This window comes from Pseudoxanthobacter soli DSM 19599 (assembly GCF_900148505.1).
Taxonomy (GTDB): Bacteria; Pseudomonadota; Alphaproteobacteria; order Rhizobiales; family Segnochrobactraceae; genus Pseudoxanthobacter; species Pseudoxanthobacter soli.
On the sequence record NZ_FRXO01000012.1, the window covers coordinates 54,572 to 70,286 of the forward strand.

Here is a 15,715-nt window from a genome sequence, read left to right on the forward strand (position 1 = left end):
CATGGGTGTACTGACCATGCCAATTCGTGTCCTTCTGGTCGACGACGATTCCGATTTCCGGGACAGCCTGCAGACCTATCTGACGGATGCCGGTCTCGCCGTCCGTGCGCTCGGAGATACCCTCCAGCTCGCCCGTGAGATCGAGGACCATCGGCCTGACGTCGTCGTGCTCGACCTGAACCTGCCGGGGCAGGACGGCTTCTCCGCCGCGCTCGCCATGCGCGACAAGAATGCCCTCGGCATCGTGATGCTGACCGGCCGCACCAAACGGGAAGACCGCGTTCTCGGCCTGTCCATCGGCGTCGACCACTATCTGACGAAGCCGATCGATCCGGCGGAACTGGAACTCGTGCTGCGCAATCTTCACCGGCGGTTGAAGCCGGCCGCGCCAGCGGCGGCAACGGACGGCGCGGAGACCGGCCGCTGGGTGTTCAACGCCCGGCAATGGCTGCTGACGAGCCCGGCCGGGATCGAGATCAAGCTGTCGAGCACGGAATATCAGTTGCTGGAGCGCCTCGTCGCCCGGCAGGGCAAGCCGGTGCCGCGCGCGGATCTCATCGCGGATGCGGACCGGCACAATTCCGAACAGATCGGCCGCGGCCTCGACCTGATCGTGTTCCGCCTGCGCCGGAAGGTGGAGAAGGAAAGCGGATCCGCGCTGCCGGTGCGATCGGTGCGCGGGGTCGGGTACGTCTTCGCCGACAAGGTGGATCTCGTCGCCGACTGACGGCGCCGCCGGATCCTGCCGTCCGCCCCAGGCGTCTCCCCAAGCGTCTCCCCAGGCGTCTGGGCGCCGGTGCGGGGCGGGCCTCCGGCCCCGCTTCGATCACCCGCCGAGCCTTCCTCGCTCAGACAGGCGCGTCCGGCGGCACGGCGCCGTGGCCGCCTTCCACGGCGGCGCGCAGCCTCGGCACCATGAAGTCCAGGAACAGGCGGATGCGCTGGGGCACGTGAGCGCCGCCGAGATGCAGGGCGTGAATGTCCTCGGTGTCGCGGCCGCGATCGGCGAGGATCTCCACCAGACGGCCGTTCGCGATGTCCTGCGCAACGTGGAAATCCGCCAGCCGCGCGATTCCCGCCCCCGCGAGGGCGAGGCGGCGGACCGTTTCGCCGTTGTTGGCGAGCAGCGTGCCGTGCGCCATCCGGTCGGCGATGCGCCCGCCCTGGCTGACCGGCCAGACCGGCGCGGCGCGGCGGAAATTGAAGCTCAGGCAGTTGTGCCGGACGAGATCGTCGAGATTGGCCGGCGTGCCGTGCCGCGCAAGATAGTCCGGAGCGGCGACGATCTTGCGGCAGGCGGTGCCGATCTTGCGGGCGGTCAGGGTGGAATCGGTCAGGGCGCCGATGCGGAACGCCACGTCCGTGCGGTCGAGATAAAGGTCGGCGATCTCGTCGGACAAAGAGAGATCCACGACGATGCCAGGATAGTCGCGCCAGAACGCCGGCAGCAGCGGCTCGATCAGCCGGCCGCCGAACGCGACCGAGGCGTTGACGCGCACGGTGCCGCTGGCGGCATGAGCGTCGCGGGCGAGCAGCCCCTCGATCTCGTCGAGCTGGACGAGGAACTGGCTGCTGCGTTCGTAATAGAGCCGCCCGGCCTCGGTGAGCGAAAGCCGGCGGGTGGAGCGGTCGATCAGCCGCGTGCCGAGGCGCTGCTCGATGCGCGCGACGAGCTTGCTGACGGTCGACGGCGTCATGTGGAGCTGGCGCGCCGCATCGGAGAAGCTGCCGGCCTCCACGACCCGCACGAAGACGCTCATCTCGCCGGCCCTGTTGTCCATGTGCCGTCCCCCGTCGTGCCGTGCAATCCGTCCACCGATATAGCCTGGTGGACACGACTCGGTGAATTGGCTTCACAGATCCTTGGAGCCTTCGCCCGCTTATCCGGCGCGCCGGCGGCGGCCATATTGCAGCGCATCAACCCCATCTTCCCCGCGCTTTCCGCTTTCGCGTCCGACGACGCGGCGGAAGAACAGGATGTGCTGCGCCATGCCTATCGCCCTTCTCGCGCTCACGATCGCCGCCTATGCGATCGGAACCACGGAGTTCGTCATCGTCGGGCTGCTGCCGACGGTGGCGACGGACCTCGGGATCACCCTGCCGCTTGCCGGCCTCATCGTCAGCGTCTACGCCCTCGGCGTGACCTTCGGGGCGCCGGTGCTGACGGCGCTCACCGGCCGGATCGCCCGAAAGCCGCTGCTGCTCGGCCTGATGGCGCTGTTCGTGGCCGGCAACACCCTCGCCGCGCTGAGCGCGAGCTATGAGACGCTGCTGGTCGCGCGGGTGCTGTCGGCGTTCGCCCACGGCGTGTTCTTCGCCGTCGGCTCCACCATCGCCGCCGACCTCGTGCCGGAAAACCGGCGCGCTTCGGCGATCGCGATGATGTTCATGGGCCTGACGGTGGCGATCGTCACCGGCGTGCCGCTCGGAACCTGGATCGGCCAGACCTTCGGCTGGCGGGCGACGTTCTGGGTGGTGGCCGGGCTCGGCACGGTGGCGTTCGCGGCCATCGCCGTGCTGCTGCCCTCGACGCTGAAGAACGCCCAGCCGGCGAGCCTGCTCGACCAGGCCCGCGTGCTCGGCAGCGGACGGCTGCTGCTGGTGTTCGCGATGACCGCGCTCGGCTATGGCGGCACGTTCGTCGCCTTCACCTTCCTCGCGCCGATCCTGCAGGAGATCACCGGCTTCTCCCAGGGCAGCGTCAGCCTGATCCTCGTGCTCTACGGCATCGCCATCGCCATCGGCAACATCGCCGGCGGCAGGATCGCCAACCACGATCCGGTGAAGGCGCTGATCGGGCTGTTCGCGGTGCAGGCGGCGGTGCTGGTGGCGTTCTCGTTCACCGCCGTCTCGCCCGTGCTGACGCTGGCGACGCTCGCCGCGCTCGGCTTCCTGTCGTTCGCCAACGTGCCCGGCCTGCAGCTCTATGTGGTGCAACTCGCCAAGGTGCACCGGCCCGGCGCCGTCGATGTCGCTTCCGCCCTCAACATCGCCGCGTTCAATCTCGGCATCGCCGCAGGGGCGTGGATCGGCGGGCTGGTGGTGGCCTCGCCGCTGAGGCTCGGAGCGACGCCCTGGGTGGGGGCGATTCTGGTCGCCGGGGCGCTGGTGCTGACGCTGTGGAGCGGCGCGCTGGACCGCAGGACCCGGGCGCTGGCGCCGGCGGTCTGACGGCCGGATATGCTCAATCCCTTGAATCTGGCGCGAATTCTTGTCGATCTGACGATTCCGTCAGATCGGAAAGCGCTCTAGGGGCCAGATGGGCTCGCCGGCGGGACCATGCGGGACCGCGAGGCCCTCCGGCGGCCGGATGCCGCAGGTCGCACGATTAGCCAGTACGCCGTGGAATAAAGGCAGTCTTTCCGGCCGGGAAAGGCTGCCGATTCATGTAACCGCTGCCTTCGATTCCAATCTTTCATATTCTTTCAAATAATCTTACAAAAATTTCATTGTGCGTTGTTCGGGCGTGCGGGTATAGGCTTCCTCTCGGCCGGGGTCCCGGACCGCTCATTGTTTTGCGGGTCGAGCGGTGCGGGCCCCCGCCGGATGTGTCGCATCGAGTGCGCCGTGCGATCTGGCCGCTGTCGTGCTCCGGTGCGTGCAGGGCCGCTGGGGGGCTTTTCCGGGCCGAACGTGGAGATGCGGCGGGTATGCGCGGGCGGTGTTCGCGTTTCCCATCAAATCCTGCCCTTGCGCTGGCGCCGCGAGCCTGTGAAATGGGCATCGGCTTCGCGTTCTCGTTGCCGTTGGAAACGCCCGTCCTTTCGATCTTGAAGGTCTTTCAGATGATTCCGGCCAATCGATTCCGTCTCCGTCATCGCCTGCTGTCCGCCGCGCTTGCATTCGGTGTCGTCGCCGGAGCAGTCGGCACGGACGCCGCGCTCGCTCAGGCCGCGCAGAAGGGCGATGCCAAGAAGACCGAGGCGGCGAAGCCCGTCGCGGTCGATCCGAACACCCCGCAGGCCACCACCGCCACCTACGGCGACTGGATGGTGCGCTGCTCGGCCGTTCCCGGCCAGTCGGGCACCGCCAAGGTGTGCGAGGCTGCGCTCGGCCTGCAGGCCAAGGGACAGGAAGGCCTCATCGCCCAGGTGGTGATCGGCCGCGTCGCCAAGGACCAGCCGGCGCGCCTGATCGTGCAACTGCCGAACGGCGTTTTCCTGCCGGCCGGCGCGACGCTCTATCTGGACGACAAGGCGACGACGGGAATCGACACCGTGTTCGCCACCTGCACCCAGGGCTGCTTCGCCGATACCGAGCTGAAGACCGACCAGCTTGCCGCCCTCAAGGCCGCCAAGGGCCCGGGCCGGCTCGAGTTCGTCGACGGCAACAGCCAGCGCCTGGCGCTGCCGATCTCGTTCAACGGCCTGAACGTGGCGACCGACGCCGCGCTCAACCCGAAAGGCTGAGGCCCGCCGAAGGGCTGAGGCCGGGCCGCGGCGCCCTCGCGGGCGCCGTTCGCGCGCAATCATCCGCGATGATTTAGGAGCCTTCCCGGCGACCCCGGGAGGGCTCTTTTCGTTCGGGAGCCGGCGCGGGGCGGCGCGGACGCCTTCCAGGCGGGCGCGTCAGTTCGGCCGGGAGAGGCCGAGGCGGGCGATCTTGCGGTGCATGGTGGCCCGGCTGATGCCGAGGAGCCGTGCCGCGGCCGAGACGTTGCCGTCGGTGCGCGACAAGGCCCTCTGCACCGCGCCGCGCTCGGCGCCCGTCAGGCTTTCGCAGGGCACTTCCTCCTCGCCCAGCAGCAGGTCGTCGGCGGGGAAGGGATGGGCGAGGCGCTCGTCGGTCAGGCCGTAGGCGATCCGGGCGGCGCGGTTCGCGCCGATCACGAGATCCTCCCGGTCGACCGCGATCATGCCGCCGGCGCCGCGGCCGACATCCGGGCACAGCAGCACGCGGGCGTGGCGGTACATCTCGCGGAAATGGCGGGCCTCGATCTTCTGCGCGGCGTCGCAGGCGGCGGCGGCGACCACCTTCAGCACGGGCATCGTGAGATCGGCGCGGCAGGTCGAGACGTCGAGCGCGGCGATGATCGCGCCCTTCTCGTCCCAGATCGGCGCCACCGTGCAGCTGAGGCCGATATTGCGGGTGAGGAAGTGCTGGTCGCGATGGATTGTCAGCGCCCGGCCCTCGGCGAGGCAGGTGCCGACGCCGTTGGTGCCCTCGCTCGCCTCGCTCCACACCATGCCGGTCCAGAGGCCCGAGGCGCGGAAATCGGCATCGTCGCCCGGCACCCCGCGCCGGTCGAGCGGAACGCCGTCGCGGTCGGTTAGAAGCACGCAGCAGCCCGCCTCGCCGACCGACTGGAACAGCCGGTCGAGGGTGTTCTGCGCGAGCCTGACCAGCGGCTCGACCCGCTCGAGCGCCACGCGGAATTCGGCGTGGCTCAGCTGATGCGGCGGCTGGTCCTGTTCGGGGTCGAGGCCGTATTTCGTCAGCGACCGCGACCAGGACGCGGCAACGGCCGATTTCGCCGCGGACGCCGGATTGCGCAGCGTCGAATAGACCTGCTCGGCGTGGCGCGCGTCGTGTGTTCCCACCATGTTCACCCGCCTTTTTGTTGTTCGGTCGCGGTGCGCCGCCCAGGGGGCGAACGCAGGTTCGATGTCGCGGCCGTCATGCGGTCCGCCATCATCCGGCGGGTTTGTGGCGGAAGTCAATGCGGGCGGCGCTCAACTTTCGTTTGAGCGCACGATCCACGCGCGTGCAGGGGCGTGCCGGGCGCCGGGATGCAAGGCTGACGCCACGTTGTGGAGCGAGACTGGGCCAATGGCAGGCGAGACAGGCTCCCGATCGGCGGCCGCGGACGGCGGTCCACGGCGAAACGGCCCCCGGCGCATTGACGCCCGGCATCGGCGCGATATTGTGGTCGGTAATCCGAGGGGCGCGCCGGGCGGCGCTGAGACGGCGGTGAGCCGAACCCTTGAACCTGATCCGGGTCATGCCGGCGTAGGGACGGAGCGAGGCCATAGGCCTTCCCCCACGTTTTCCTGTCGTCGCCAAGACCGCGCTGGTCGCAGTCGCCATGGAACTCCCCATGGACTGCGCGGGGAGAACGGGCTTGGACGAGGCCTTGCCGATGGAAGACACCGCGCCGCGGCGCAGGCGCGTGCGGCGCCCGCTTGGCGCCACGATGGCGGTGGTGCGCGATGTCTGCGGCGGGCTCGCGGCCGTGGTCGCGATCTGGCAGGCCGCGATCTGGCTGTTCCAGCCGCCGGGCTACATGCTGCCGGCGCCGGCCGACGTGATCGCGGTGCTGGTCGAGCGGCACGACATGCTCCTGCGCAATGCCGCGGTCACGCTTGCCGAAGCGCTGCTCGGGCTCCTGTTCGGGACGCTGGCGGGGGCGGCGGCGGCGATCGGCATGGCGGCCTCGCCCATCGCGAACCGGCTCGCGTGGCCGCTGCTCCTGGTGCTGCAGGCGATCCCGGTGTTCGCCATCGCGCCGCTTCTGGTGGTGTGGTTCGGGTTCGGGCTGGCGTCGAAAGTGGTGATGACCTCGCTCGTCATCTTCTTCCCCGTGACCTCCGCCTTCGCCGACGGCATCCGCCGCACCGATCCGTTCCTGCTCGACGCCTGCGCGCTGACGGCGGCGACGCGGTGGCAGACGCTGATGGCGGTGCGGGTGCCGATGGCGCTGCCGGGATTCATCTCCGGCCTCAGGGTCGCCGCGCCGCTGGCGCCGCTCGCCGCGGTGGTGGGCGAGTGGGTCGGGGCGGCGAGCGGGCTCGGCTTCCTGATGATCCAGGCCAATGCCCGCATGCAGACGGGCGACGTGTTCGCCGCCCTGTTCATTCTCGCCGTTCTCACGCTGGCGCTGCGCGCCTGCGTGGATGCGGCGACCGCCCGTCTCGTGCCCTGGCAGCGTGAAGCGCCATGAGCGGGCGGCAGGACGATCCCGCGGACGGCCCGCGGATCGCCGGGCATCCCCTCCGCCCCGGCCGTGGCGCCACGCCGCGCCCGGGCGGGCGGCGAGTCCACCGGTTATAGCGTCGAGTTGAGAAGGAGAAGCACCCTTGATGCGCGCTTTCGCCCTTGCCGTCGGTCTGATGATGGCCGGCCTTACCGCCACCCCGGCCGCCGCGGCCGACAAGCTGACGGTTCTGCTGGAGTGGTTCGTCAACCCGGACCACGCGCCGCTGATCATCGCCGAGCAGCTCGGCATGTTCGAGAAGGCCGGGCTCGACGTCGCGCTCGTGCCGCCGACCGATCCCGCGGCGCCGCCGCGCCTGATCGCCGCCAAGCAGGCGGACGTGGCGATCCACTACGAGCCGAGCCTGTTCCTCGACGTCGATGCGGGCCTGCCGCTGATCCGGTTCGGATCGCTCGTCGAAACGCCGCTCAACACGCTGACGGTGCTCGAAGGCGGGCCGATCCAGAAGCTCTCGGACCTGCGCGGCAAGCGGATCGGGTTCTCCGTCGCCGGGTTCGAGGACGCGCTCCTGCAGACGATGCTGAGCTCGGCCGGGCTGACGAAGTCCGACGTCGAGCTCGTCAACGTCAATTTCTCGCTCTCGCCGGCGCTGATCTCCGGGCGTGTCGATGCCACCATCGGCGGCTATCGCAATTTCGAGCTGACGCAGATGCGGCAGGAAGGCCATCCCGGCCGGGCGTTCTACCCGGAGGAGCACGGGGTGCCGCCCTATGAGGAGCTGATCTTCGTCACCCACCGCGATCTCGCCAGCGACAACCGGCTGCCGCGGTTCCTCGCGGCGGTGGAACAGGCCTCGCTCTACATCACCAACCATCCGCAGGATGCGTGGCAGCTGTTCATCAAGGCCTATCCGGATCTCAACAACGACCTGAACAAGCAGGCGTTCTTCGACACGATCCCGCGCTTCGCCAAGCGGCCGGGCGCCATCGATCTCGGCGCCTACCAGCGGTTCGGGACGTTCCTGAAAGAGCAGGGCCTGATCAAGACGGTGCCGGCCGTCGGCCAGATCGCCGTCTCGGTGCGATAGGCGTCGAGGCGGTCCGCCGTTTTCCCGGCCGGCAGTCGCCGGCCGGCTCTCCTCAGACCGTTTCCTCCGGCGCGAGCTGCGTCAGCGGGAAACGCAGCCGCCATTCCAGCCCGCCCGGCAGAAGGTCGAGATCGGCGGTGCCGTCGACGGCGCGCGGCACCAGCCGCTCCAGCATCACCCGGCCGAAGCCCTTGCGGCCGAGATCGATGACGGTCGGGCCGTGCTCCTCCTGCCAGACGACCTCGAACAGCGGACGCTCGCCGTCCGTTATGCGCTGCCATGCGACGCGCACGCGGCCGGCGGGCACCGACAGCGCGCCATATTTCGAGGCGTTGGTGGCGAGTTCGTGCAGCGCGAGGCCGACATTCTGGGCCGCTTCCGGGCTCAGCAGCGCATTTTCACCCTCGATCACCACCCGTTCGCCGCTGCCCTCGATCACGTGGCCGAGCTGGGTGTCGACGAGTTCGCGCAGCGAGGCGCCGTGCCAGCCGCTGTCGACGAGGAGGTCCAGGCTGCCGGCGAGCGCACGCAGCCGGGCCGAGAAGCGGATGACGAACGTGCCGACATCGTCGACGGTGCGGGCGGTCTGGCGGGCGATACCCTGCACGACCGCGAGCAGGTTCTTGGAGCGATGCGTCAGCTCGCGCATCATCACCTTGAGCTGGCGCTGGTGCTCCTTGTGGGCCGTCACGTCGATGGCGACGCAGACGAGGCCCGAGATCGCGCCGTCCTCATAGAGCGGCTCGACCCGCAGGTCGTACCAGTGGATCTTCTCGCCGATCCGCAACGAGGCTTCCACCGTCTCCGGAACGCCCGTTTCGAGCACGGTGCGCTTGACCGGGTTGATGATGGTGGACGTGAGATCCGGCAGGCTTTCCGTGTCGGTGAAGCCGATGAAGTCGTCCACCTTCATGCCGTGCGGCGGATTGCACATCCACGAATAACGCAGGTCGCGATCGGTGGTGTAGACGGTGATCGGCGAGCCTTCGAGCGCGAGTTCGAAGCGTTTGGTCGCAGCCGACAGCTCACGCGTGCGTGCTTCGACGCGCGATTCGAGGTCGGCGTTGAGCGCGGTCAGGCGCTCGACGAGAAGGCGCCGCTCGCTGGCGTCGGCCTCAAGGCGGCTGTTGGCCGCGGCGAGTTCGGCGGGCGAGGGCAGTCGCAGAAGCCTGGGCAGCGCGATCCAGAGCGCCGCAGCGGCCGCAAGCGAGAGGAGCGCCGTCGCGGCCTTCACGATTCCGGCGGCGGCGTACCACGGGAACCAGAGCGTCAGGAAGTCGCCTAGGTGCGCAAGCGCGCTGGCGCCGATGAAAGCCGCGAACAGCCAGCCGATGCGGCGGCGCGTCGGGTCTAGATCGCGCGAGCGGTGCACGAAGATCAGGATCGCGACCGGGATGGCGATATAGGCCACGGCCATGACGAGGTCGGAGATCGCATGCAGGGCGACGAGATCGGGCCTCCAGAGCAGACAATAGCCGTAGGGCACAAGAGACGCCGCCCCGAGGACGTCGGTCAGGAAGGGAGGCATGCAAGCCGTCTCCGTTTACGCGCCCGTGCCGGCCGGGTTTGAACCACCGACCCGGCCAGCACCGGCAGCGTGTTGAATCGCGAGAATCGAACCGAGAACGGCGGGCATAAGACCCGCGCGCCTTATACGCGGCGGGTGGGCGTCTGGATCACTGCGAGCGAGCGTGGTCTGCGATTTTCCCCTCCGGTCTTCCCCGAACCTTGCCGTGTACGCGTTCGACCTGCACTCAACGTCTCAACTCTCGACTGCGATCCGCGAAGCGGCGGTTCCAAAGAACAGCGCCTGGCTGACCACCGCCTTCACCATCTCTTCGCGGAACGGCTTGGCGATCAGGAACGACGGTTCCGGCCGTTCGCCCGTCAGCAGCGATTCCGGATAGGCCGTGATGAACACGACCGGCACGTCGAACGACTGCAGGATCTCGTTCACCGCATCGAGGCCCGAGCTGCCGTCGGCAAGCCGGATATCGGCCAGCACCAGGCCCGGACGCTCGCTGCGCGCAATTGCGACGGCTTCGGTGTGGGTGCGGGCGTTGCCGACGATGTGATGCCCGAGCCCTTCCATCAGCGCCTCAAGATCGAGTGCGATGATCGGTTCGTCCTCGATGATGAGGATGCCGGTGGCCACCTGCTCGGCGATTTCACGGCTGGCGTCGTCGATCAGCGCGCTGCAATCGGCTTCGTCGATGTCGAGCACCGCCGACGCCTCCTCGACCGACAGGCCTTCAAGAGCCGTCAGCAGGAAGGCCTGGCGCGGGACCGGCGCGATGGCGCTGAGACGCCGGTCGGCGACCGCACCCGCGTCGTCCTCCTCGGCCAGACCGGCCGGAGGCGTCGCCATGATATTGATGGGCAGCGAATTGTAGATTCGCGAGAACGCCCGGAACACCGCCACCTTGGGCTCCAAGGTTCGGTCGAGCATTTCAGGTTCCGCGATGAGTGCCTCCAGAAGGGCCGCCACATAGGCATCCCCGCTCTGCCAGTTCCCGGTCAGGGCTCGTGCATAGCGCCGCAAATAGGGCAGTTGCGGTGCTACCCAAGCTGTAATGGGCATGTCGCCTCCAACACGTCACTCGTTCGTGGATAAAAATCTGCGAGTCGCCCGTTTAGAACGCGACGATCTCGCTGCGGTTCCGGCGGAATCGATCTTTTTTCACCGCGGACGGTGGAACCCGTTCGACCGTGAGGTGTTTTCGAGATGACCTCCCGCTGCCGCGTGACAGGCACGGGGCAGACGGAAGCGTATGAGAGCATGACAGATCAAATGAACCAAGAGGCGAAAAGGCGTGCGCTCGTACCCGACAAGGGCACCGAAGCGGGCGCGGGCGTCGAGCCAAAGGTAAGGGCTCACCTTGGGGTGCAGTTGCGCCGGCTCTATGACGGGATCCTGTCCGAGCCGGTTCCGGACCGGTTCAGCCGGCTTCTCGACGAACTGGACAAGAAGGAATCCGTGTCGGGCTCCGGAGATGGCTCATGAGCGCCCCCCAGCGCGCCGATGCGGCTCCGCCGGAGGCGTTCGATCCCACCATTCCGAAGAAGAAGCCGCCCTCCGACGGCCCTGGCCCGAAGCTGAAGGAGGCTCTGATCGCAGAGCTGCCGTCGCTGCGCGCCTTCGCCATCTCGCTGTGCGGCGATCCGGACCGCGCGGACGATCTGGTGCAGGAGACGATCATGAAGGCCTGGGCGGCCTTCGCGTCCTTCACCGAGGGCACCAGCCTGAGGGCGTGGCTGTTCACGATCCTGCGCAACACGTTCTTCTCCCACCGCCGCAAGCACCGTCGCGAGGTGCAGGACGTCGATGGGATCGCAGCCTCTCATCTGGTCGCCCAGCCGGGGCAGCTTCCCCATCTCGACCTCGCGGACTTCCGGACCGCGCTCGAACGCCTGCCGCCGGACCAGCGCGAGGCGCTGATCCTGATCGGCGCGTCGGGCTTTTCCTATGAGGAAGCGGCGGAAATCTGCGGCTGCGCGGTCGGGACCGTGAAGAGCCGCGTGAGCCGCGCCCGGGACCGGCTGAGCGAGATGCTCGGCATCGAATCCGCCGACGATTTCGGCGCCGGTCCGCTGCCGTCATCCGCGCCGGGCGAACCTCTCTAAAGCCTGCCCCCCGTTCAGATCGAAGCGACCTGAACGACATGGAGCGGCTTCGGGCGTGCCCCGGTTTTCCCCACCGACGGATATCATCGTGGACTTCGCCTGGTGCCGCAGGCGGTCCGCCGACGGCGGAGCTTTGGCAGGCGGTGTTTCCTGTCGGCCGGTGGCCGGCGGGACGCGCCGCCTCTGCACGAGCCGCCGTCGACGGGAGTGCAGGTGCGATCGGTCGAGGTGCGGGCCGTACCTGTCAGTGCGTGCCCGAGCCCGGCTCGGCCATCTTGCGGTGCTGCTCCGCGAGGAAACCGGAGGGAAGCACGTTCGCGGCCGCGCTCTGGAGCTTGTTCTTCCAGCCGGCGACGACGTCGCCCTCGCCGTTCATCATCGCTTCGAACCCGGCGGCGGCGACGTCGGCCGGGTCGTCCTTGTCGTCCTGGCCGACCTTGGTGTCGAGCAGGTCGCCGCGGGCGAAGAACTCGGTGTCGGTCGGGCCGGGCATCAGGCAGGTCACCGTCACGGCGGTATCCTTCAGTTCGTTGCGCAGCGCGAACGAGAACGAGTTCAGGAACGCCTTGGTGCCGTTGTAGACCGCCTGGAACGAGCCCGGCATGAACCCGGCGATGGAGCCGGTGATAAGAATGCGGCCGGTGTCCGCGGTGCGCATCTCCCGTCCGACCTTATGGATCAGAAAGAGCGTGCCGGTGATGTTGGTATCGATCACCCGGCTCCAGTCGGCCGGGTCCTGATCGAGGAAGGCATGGCCGAGGCCGACGCCGGCATTCGCCAGGAGAAGCTGCGGCGTGCGCCCGGTGGACTGGATGCGGGCGCAGAGATCGTCCACGCCACCGGTCGTGGCGAGATCCGCCTGAACGGGCAGCACGTCGACGCCGAAGCCGCGCAGAGAGATCGCGGTGTCATCGATCAGCGGTTCGTCGGCGGCGATGACGAGATCGTAGCCGCGTTCCGCCGCGATGCCGGCGAGTTCGCGCCCGATGCCCGTGGAGGCACCGGTGACGACGGCAAGAGGTCGGAGGGAGGAAGCCATGGTCTTTTCCTTCTGGGCGGTGCGGCCCTCGGCGGTCAGGGCTTCAGGACGACCTTGATGCAGCCGTCCTTCTTGTCGCGGAACGTCTTGTAGAGGTCGGGACCATCCTCGAGGGACGCCCGGTGGGTGATGACGAAGGACGGGTCGATCTCGCCCTTCTCGATGCGGTCGAGCAGCATCGGCAGGTAATGCTGCACCGGCGTCTGGGCCATGCGGAACTTCAGCCCGCGGTTGATCGCCGAGCCCATCGGGATCTTGTCTAGGAAGCCGCCATAGACGCCCACGATGGAGACGGTGCCGAAATTCCGGCAGCAATGGATCGCCTGCCGCAGCACATGGGGGCGGTCCGTGCCCATAAAGAGCGCGACCTTGGCGCGATCCATCATGGAATCGGCGCTCGCCATCGTCTCGGCTTCGGTGCCGACGGCATCGATGCAGGCATCGGCGCCGCGCCCGCGGGTGTATTCGAGGATGCGGTCGTAGATATCCTGCTCCATGAAATCGAGCGTCACCGCCCCGCCCTGGCGCGCCAGTTCGAGGCGCTCCGGCACGGTGTCGATGGCGATGACCCGTTCCGCGCCGAGCAGGAAGGCGGAGCGGATCGCCATCTGGCCGACCGGTCCGCAGCCCCAGACCGCGATGGTGTCGCCCGGCTGGATGTCGCAGAACTCCGCCGCCATGTAGCCGGTCGGGAAGATGTCCGACAGGAACAGCACCTGCTCGTCGTCGAGCCCCGCCGGCACCTTGATCGGCCCGACATCGGCATAGGGCACGCGGAGATATTCCGCCTGGCCGCCGGGAAAGCCGCCGAGCAGGTGCGAATAGCCGAACAGACCGCCGGGCGAGTTGCCCCAGAGCTTGCGGGCGGCATCCTGATTGGGGTTGCTGCGCTCGCAGCCGGAATAGAACCCGCGCTTGCAGAAGAAGCACTCGCCGCAGGAGATGGTGAACGGCACCACCACCCGGTCGCCGACCTTGAGCTTGCTGTTGCCGCGGCCGACCTCCACGACCTCGCCCATCGCCTCGTGGCCGACGACGTCGCCGCTTTCCATCGAGGGGATGACGCCGTCGTAGATGTGCAGGTCCGAGCCGCAGATCGCGCAGGCGGTGACGCGGATGATGGCGTCGCGCTCGTGCTGGATCTGCGGATCGGGCACGCTTTCGCAGCGGATGTCGCTCTTGCCGTGCCAGGTCAGCGCTTTCATGGGGCCGCTCCGTTTGGTCGAGACCGGCCTAACGACGGGGATCCGGGGATGTTCCTGGCGGGGCGCGGAACGGCGCCGCCGGCCGCCGCAGCGTCCACGGCGAACGCGGCGTTCACATCGCCGTGCGCGAGGCGGTCGCGCGGGAGGCGGCTCAGGCAGTGCGGGCGGCTGCGGCTGGCGGCTTGCCGGACATGATGACGCCGACGATCTCGTTCTGGTTGGTCTGCGACGTCTTCAGTTCCGCCGCGAGGCGGCCGCGATAGAGCACCGCGATGCGGTCGGTGACGCGCATCACGTCGTCCATGTTGTGGGTGATGTAGATCACCGCGACGCCCTGGCGGGCGAGCCGGCGGGCGAGTTCCATCACCTTGTTCTGCTCGGGCACGCTGAGGGCGGCGGTCGGCTCGTCGAGGATGACGAGATTGGCCTTCCAGCGGATGGCGCGGGCGATGGCGATGGCCTGCCGCTGGCCGCCGGACAGGGCATCGACATTGACCCGGAGCGAGGGGATGTGGATGTCGAGCTGCTTCAGCGTCTCGGCCGCGTCGCGCTCCATCTCGCGCTTGCGGAGGATGCGGATGAGCCCGGGCACCAGATCGAACGTGCTTTCACGGCCGATGAAGAAATTGTCGGCAACCGGCAGGTTCGGCACCAGCGCCAGATCCTGGAACACCGTCTCGATGCCGAGCTCGTGGGCGCGGTCGGGCGAGGTGATGCGCGCGGGCTCGCCGGCGCAGTGGATTTCGCCGCTGGTCGGCTGGTGCACGCCGGAGATGACCTTGACGAGGGTGGTCTTGCCCGCGCCGTTGTCGCCGAGCAGGCCGAGCACCTCGCCGCGCCGGACGTCCAGGGACACGCCGTCGAGCGCGGTGACGCCGCCGAAGCGCTTGCCGACATTGGTCAGCTTCAGGAAGCAGCTTCCCGCCTCGCCCGGCGACGGGGTGCCGGACGCGGGGGCGGCCGCCTGATAGGGCGCTGAAACGCTCATTCTCATTCCTCCCTGGGGACGCCTTCCGACTGGCCGCTGCGGGCGGCCGGGGCAAGCGCCTCTTGCCGTCGTTTCAGACGCCGAGCCGGTCGCAGAACGCCTTGCCTTCGGCGAGGATGGCGTCGTCGGAGCGCTCGAAGCCGTAGACCTGCGCCTCGTATTCCACCGACATCGCGCCGTCGTAGCCCGCCTCGCGCAGGAGAGCGGCGAGGCGGGGGAAGTCGATATTGCCCTCGCCGAGGGGCGGGAAGGCGAACGCCGGAAAGCGGCCGCTGCCGTCCTTCAGGTGCACGTTGGCGATGAGGTCGCCGAGTTCGGCCGGAACGCGGCCGGGGTCCTCGCCCTGCACTTCGAGGTGGCTCGGGTCGAAATTGATCCTGAACGGCACGCCCGGCAAATCACGGCGCAGGGCGTGATAATCGTCCACCCGGCAGAACAGGTGGCCGGCGATGGCCTCGATGCCGATCTCGACGCCGCGCGCGCGGGCGTGCTCGACGGTCGCGGCGACCGCGTCCGCGAACCAGCGCCAGCTTTCGCCCGATCGCGCGCCGGCGGCCTGCGGGCCGGACAGGATGTGCACGAAGCCGGTGCCGAGGTCGGCGGCGAGATCGGTGCAGCCGTTGACGAACGCGATGGCATCGGCGCGCACGGCCGGATCGGCGTCGACCATCTCGCCGATGTGCGCGCCGACGGCGGTGATGGCGAGGCCGTGCGCGGCGCAGGCGGCGCGGATCGCCGAGCGTGTCGCCGCGTCGGTCGCCGGCGTGACGTGGGGCTTCGCCCACGGCAGCAGCTCGGCGTTGAGTTCGATGCCCCGGTAGCCGGCGGCGGCGACGCGGGGGATCAGGTCGAGGATGCCGACATCCGGCAGGCCGACGCTGTGAAAGGCGGTGATCAT

Annotated in this window: 15 protein-coding genes and 1 riboswitch; of the genes, 7 read left to right on the forward strand and 8 right to left on the reverse strand. The window is 68.7% G+C overall.

Going from position 1 to position 15,715, the window contains the following annotated elements; genetic code table 11:
- Position 1: 1 nt before the first annotated feature.
- Entirely contained in the window at positions 2-727 is a 726-nt protein-coding gene (locus tag BUF17_RS19650) for a response regulator transcription factor (protein WP_073631923.1), read from the forward strand.
- Between the two features lie 121 nt (positions 728-848).
- On the opposite strand, the gene BUF17_RS19655 is transcribed toward BUF17_RS19650, so the two are convergent.
- The gene (locus BUF17_RS19655) at positions 849-1,781 is read right to left on the reverse strand and encodes a LysR family transcriptional regulator (protein ID WP_073631925.1); all 933 of its coding nucleotides are present in this window, start codon (positions 1,779-1,781) and stop codon (positions 849-851) included.
- Between the two features lie 208 nt (positions 1,782-1,989).
- Between BUF17_RS19655 and BUF17_RS19660 the strand changes: the two genes are divergently transcribed.
- Together BUF17_RS19660 and BUF17_RS19665 are read left to right on the forward strand one after the other, a co-directional pair.
- Positions 1,990-3,171 carry an MFS transporter gene (locus BUF17_RS19660; protein WP_073631927.1) on the forward strand — a complete coding sequence of 394 codons (1,182 nt, stop codon included), beginning with the start codon at positions 1,990-1,992 and terminating at the stop codon, positions 3,169-3,171.
- Between the two features lie 614 nt (positions 3,172-3,785).
- Positions 3,786-4,409, forward strand: a complete 624-nt coding sequence (locus BUF17_RS19665) for an invasion associated locus B family protein (protein WP_175563755.1) — start codon at positions 3,786-3,788, stop codon at positions 4,407-4,409.
- A gap of 159 nt (positions 4,410-4,568) precedes the next feature.
- On the opposite strand, the gene BUF17_RS19670 is transcribed toward BUF17_RS19665, so the two are convergent.
- Positions 4,569-5,543, reverse strand: a complete 975-nt coding sequence (locus BUF17_RS19670; RefSeq protein ID WP_175563756.1) for a GAF domain-containing protein — start codon at positions 5,541-5,543, stop codon at positions 4,569-4,571.
- A gap of 327 nt (positions 5,544-5,870) precedes the next feature.
- A riboswitch (TPP riboswitch) is annotated at positions 5,871-5,973 on the forward strand.
- 160 nt (positions 5,974-6,133) lie between these two features.
- On the opposite strand from BUF17_RS19670, the gene BUF17_RS19675 reads away from it, so the two are divergent.
- Positions 6,134-6,880: an ABC transporter permease gene (locus BUF17_RS19675; protein WP_073632022.1), complete on the forward strand. Its 747-nt coding sequence runs from the start codon at positions 6,134-6,136 to the stop codon at positions 6,878-6,880.
- A gap of 169 nt (positions 6,881-7,049) precedes the next feature.
- Positions 7,050-7,961, forward strand: a complete 912-nt coding sequence (locus BUF17_RS19680) for an ABC transporter substrate-binding protein (RefSeq protein ID WP_073632024.1) — start codon at positions 7,050-7,052, stop codon at positions 7,959-7,961.
- Between the two features lie 52 nt (positions 7,962-8,013).
- On the opposite strand, the gene BUF17_RS19685 is transcribed toward BUF17_RS19680, so the two are convergent.
- Together BUF17_RS19685 and BUF17_RS19690 are read right to left on the reverse strand one after the other, a co-directional pair.
- Complete coding sequence (locus BUF17_RS19685; protein ID WP_073631929.1) at positions 8,014-9,489, reverse strand: sensor histidine kinase; 1,476 nt, start codon at positions 9,487-9,489, stop codon at positions 8,014-8,016.
- Positions 9,490-9,723: 234 nt separating this feature from the next.
- Positions 9,724-10,542: a response regulator gene (locus tag BUF17_RS19690; RefSeq protein WP_073631931.1), complete on the reverse strand. Its 819-nt coding sequence runs from the start codon at positions 10,540-10,542 to the stop codon at positions 9,724-9,726.
- A gap of 198 nt (positions 10,543-10,740) precedes the next feature.
- Here BUF17_RS19690 and BUF17_RS19695 point away from each other — a divergent pair, with 198 nt between their 5' ends.
- A complete protein-coding gene (locus BUF17_RS19695) occupies positions 10,741-10,965 on the forward strand; it encodes a NepR family anti-sigma factor (RefSeq protein ID WP_139282615.1) in 225 nt (74 codons plus the stop codon).
- A 50-nt stretch (positions 10,966-11,015) separates the two neighbouring features.
- The gene (locus BUF17_RS19700; RefSeq protein ID WP_073632026.1) at positions 11,016-11,585 is read left to right on the forward strand and encodes a sigma-70 family RNA polymerase sigma factor; all 570 of its coding nucleotides are present in this window, start codon (positions 11,016-11,018) and stop codon (positions 11,583-11,585) included.
- A 244-nt stretch (positions 11,586-11,829) separates the two neighbouring features.
- Here the strand turns inward: BUF17_RS19700 and BUF17_RS19705 are convergent, their stop codons facing one another.
- The 4 genes from BUF17_RS19705 to BUF17_RS19720 all read right to left on the reverse strand — a co-directional run bounded on the left by BUF17_RS19705 (position 11,830) and on the right by BUF17_RS19720 (position 15,715).
- A complete protein-coding gene (locus BUF17_RS19705; RefSeq protein ID WP_073631935.1) occupies positions 11,830-12,624 on the reverse strand; it encodes an SDR family NAD(P)-dependent oxidoreductase in 795 nt (264 codons plus the stop codon).
- Between the two features lie 35 nt (positions 12,625-12,659).
- Positions 12,660-13,829 (reverse strand): zinc-dependent alcohol dehydrogenase, encoded by a 1,170-nt coding sequence (locus BUF17_RS19710; protein ID WP_073631937.1) that lies wholly within the window; start codon positions 13,827-13,829, stop codon positions 12,660-12,662.
- A gap of 151 nt (positions 13,830-13,980) precedes the next feature.
- Entirely contained in the window at positions 13,981-14,817 is an 837-nt protein-coding gene (locus BUF17_RS19715; RefSeq protein WP_084564985.1) for an ATP-binding cassette domain-containing protein, read from the reverse strand.
- 73 nt (positions 14,818-14,890) lie between these two features.
- Positions 14,891-15,715: a sugar phosphate isomerase/epimerase family protein gene (locus tag BUF17_RS19720; protein ID WP_073631939.1), complete on the reverse strand. Its 825-nt coding sequence runs from the start codon at positions 15,713-15,715 to the stop codon at positions 14,891-14,893.

Coding starts and splice junctions, on each gene's coding strand:
- BUF17_RS19705 (WP_073631935.1), bottom strand. CDS start 12,624: ATGGCTTCCTCCCTCCGACCTCTTGCCGTCGTCACCGGTGCCTCCACG.
- BUF17_RS19665 (WP_175563755.1), top strand. CDS start 3,786: ATGATTCCGGCCAATCGATTCCGTCTCCGTCATCGCCTGCTGTCCGCC.
- BUF17_RS19655 (WP_073631925.1), bottom strand. CDS start 1,781: ATGGACAACAGGGCCGGCGAGATGAGCGTCTTCGTGCGGGTCGTGGAG.
- BUF17_RS19660 (WP_073631927.1), top strand. CDS start 1,990: ATGCCTATCGCCCTTCTCGCGCTCACGATCGCCGCCTATGCGATCGGA.
- BUF17_RS19690 (WP_073631931.1), bottom strand. CDS start 10,542: ATGCCCATTACAGCTTGGGTAGCACCGCAACTGCCCTATTTGCGGCGC.
- BUF17_RS19720 (WP_073631939.1), bottom strand. CDS start 15,715: ATGATCACCGCCTTTCACAGCGTCGGCCTGCCGGATGTCGGCATCCTC.
- BUF17_RS19670 (WP_175563756.1), bottom strand. CDS start 5,543: ATGGTGGGAACACACGACGCGCGCCACGCCGAGCAGGTCTATTCGACG.
- BUF17_RS19680 (WP_073632024.1), top strand. CDS start 7,050: ATGATGGCCGGCCTTACCGCCACCCCGGCCGCCGCGGCCGACAAGCTG.
- BUF17_RS19715 (WP_084564985.1), bottom strand. CDS start 14,817: ATGAGCGTTTCAGCGCCCTATCAGGCGGCCGCCCCCGCGTCCGGCACC.
- BUF17_RS19650 (WP_073631923.1), top strand. CDS start 2: ATGGGTGTACTGACCATGCCAATTCGTGTCCTTCTGGTCGACGACGAT.
- BUF17_RS19685 (WP_073631929.1), bottom strand. CDS start 9,489: ATGCCTCCCTTCCTGACCGACGTCCTCGGGGCGGCGTCTCTTGTGCCC.
- BUF17_RS19675 (WP_073632022.1), top strand. CDS start 6,134: ATGGCGGTGGTGCGCGATGTCTGCGGCGGGCTCGCGGCCGTGGTCGCG.
- BUF17_RS19695 (WP_139282615.1), top strand. CDS start 10,741: ATGACAGATCAAATGAACCAAGAGGCGAAAAGGCGTGCGCTCGTACCC.
- BUF17_RS19710 (WP_073631937.1), bottom strand. CDS start 13,829: ATGAAAGCGCTGACCTGGCACGGCAAGAGCGACATCCGCTGCGAAAGC.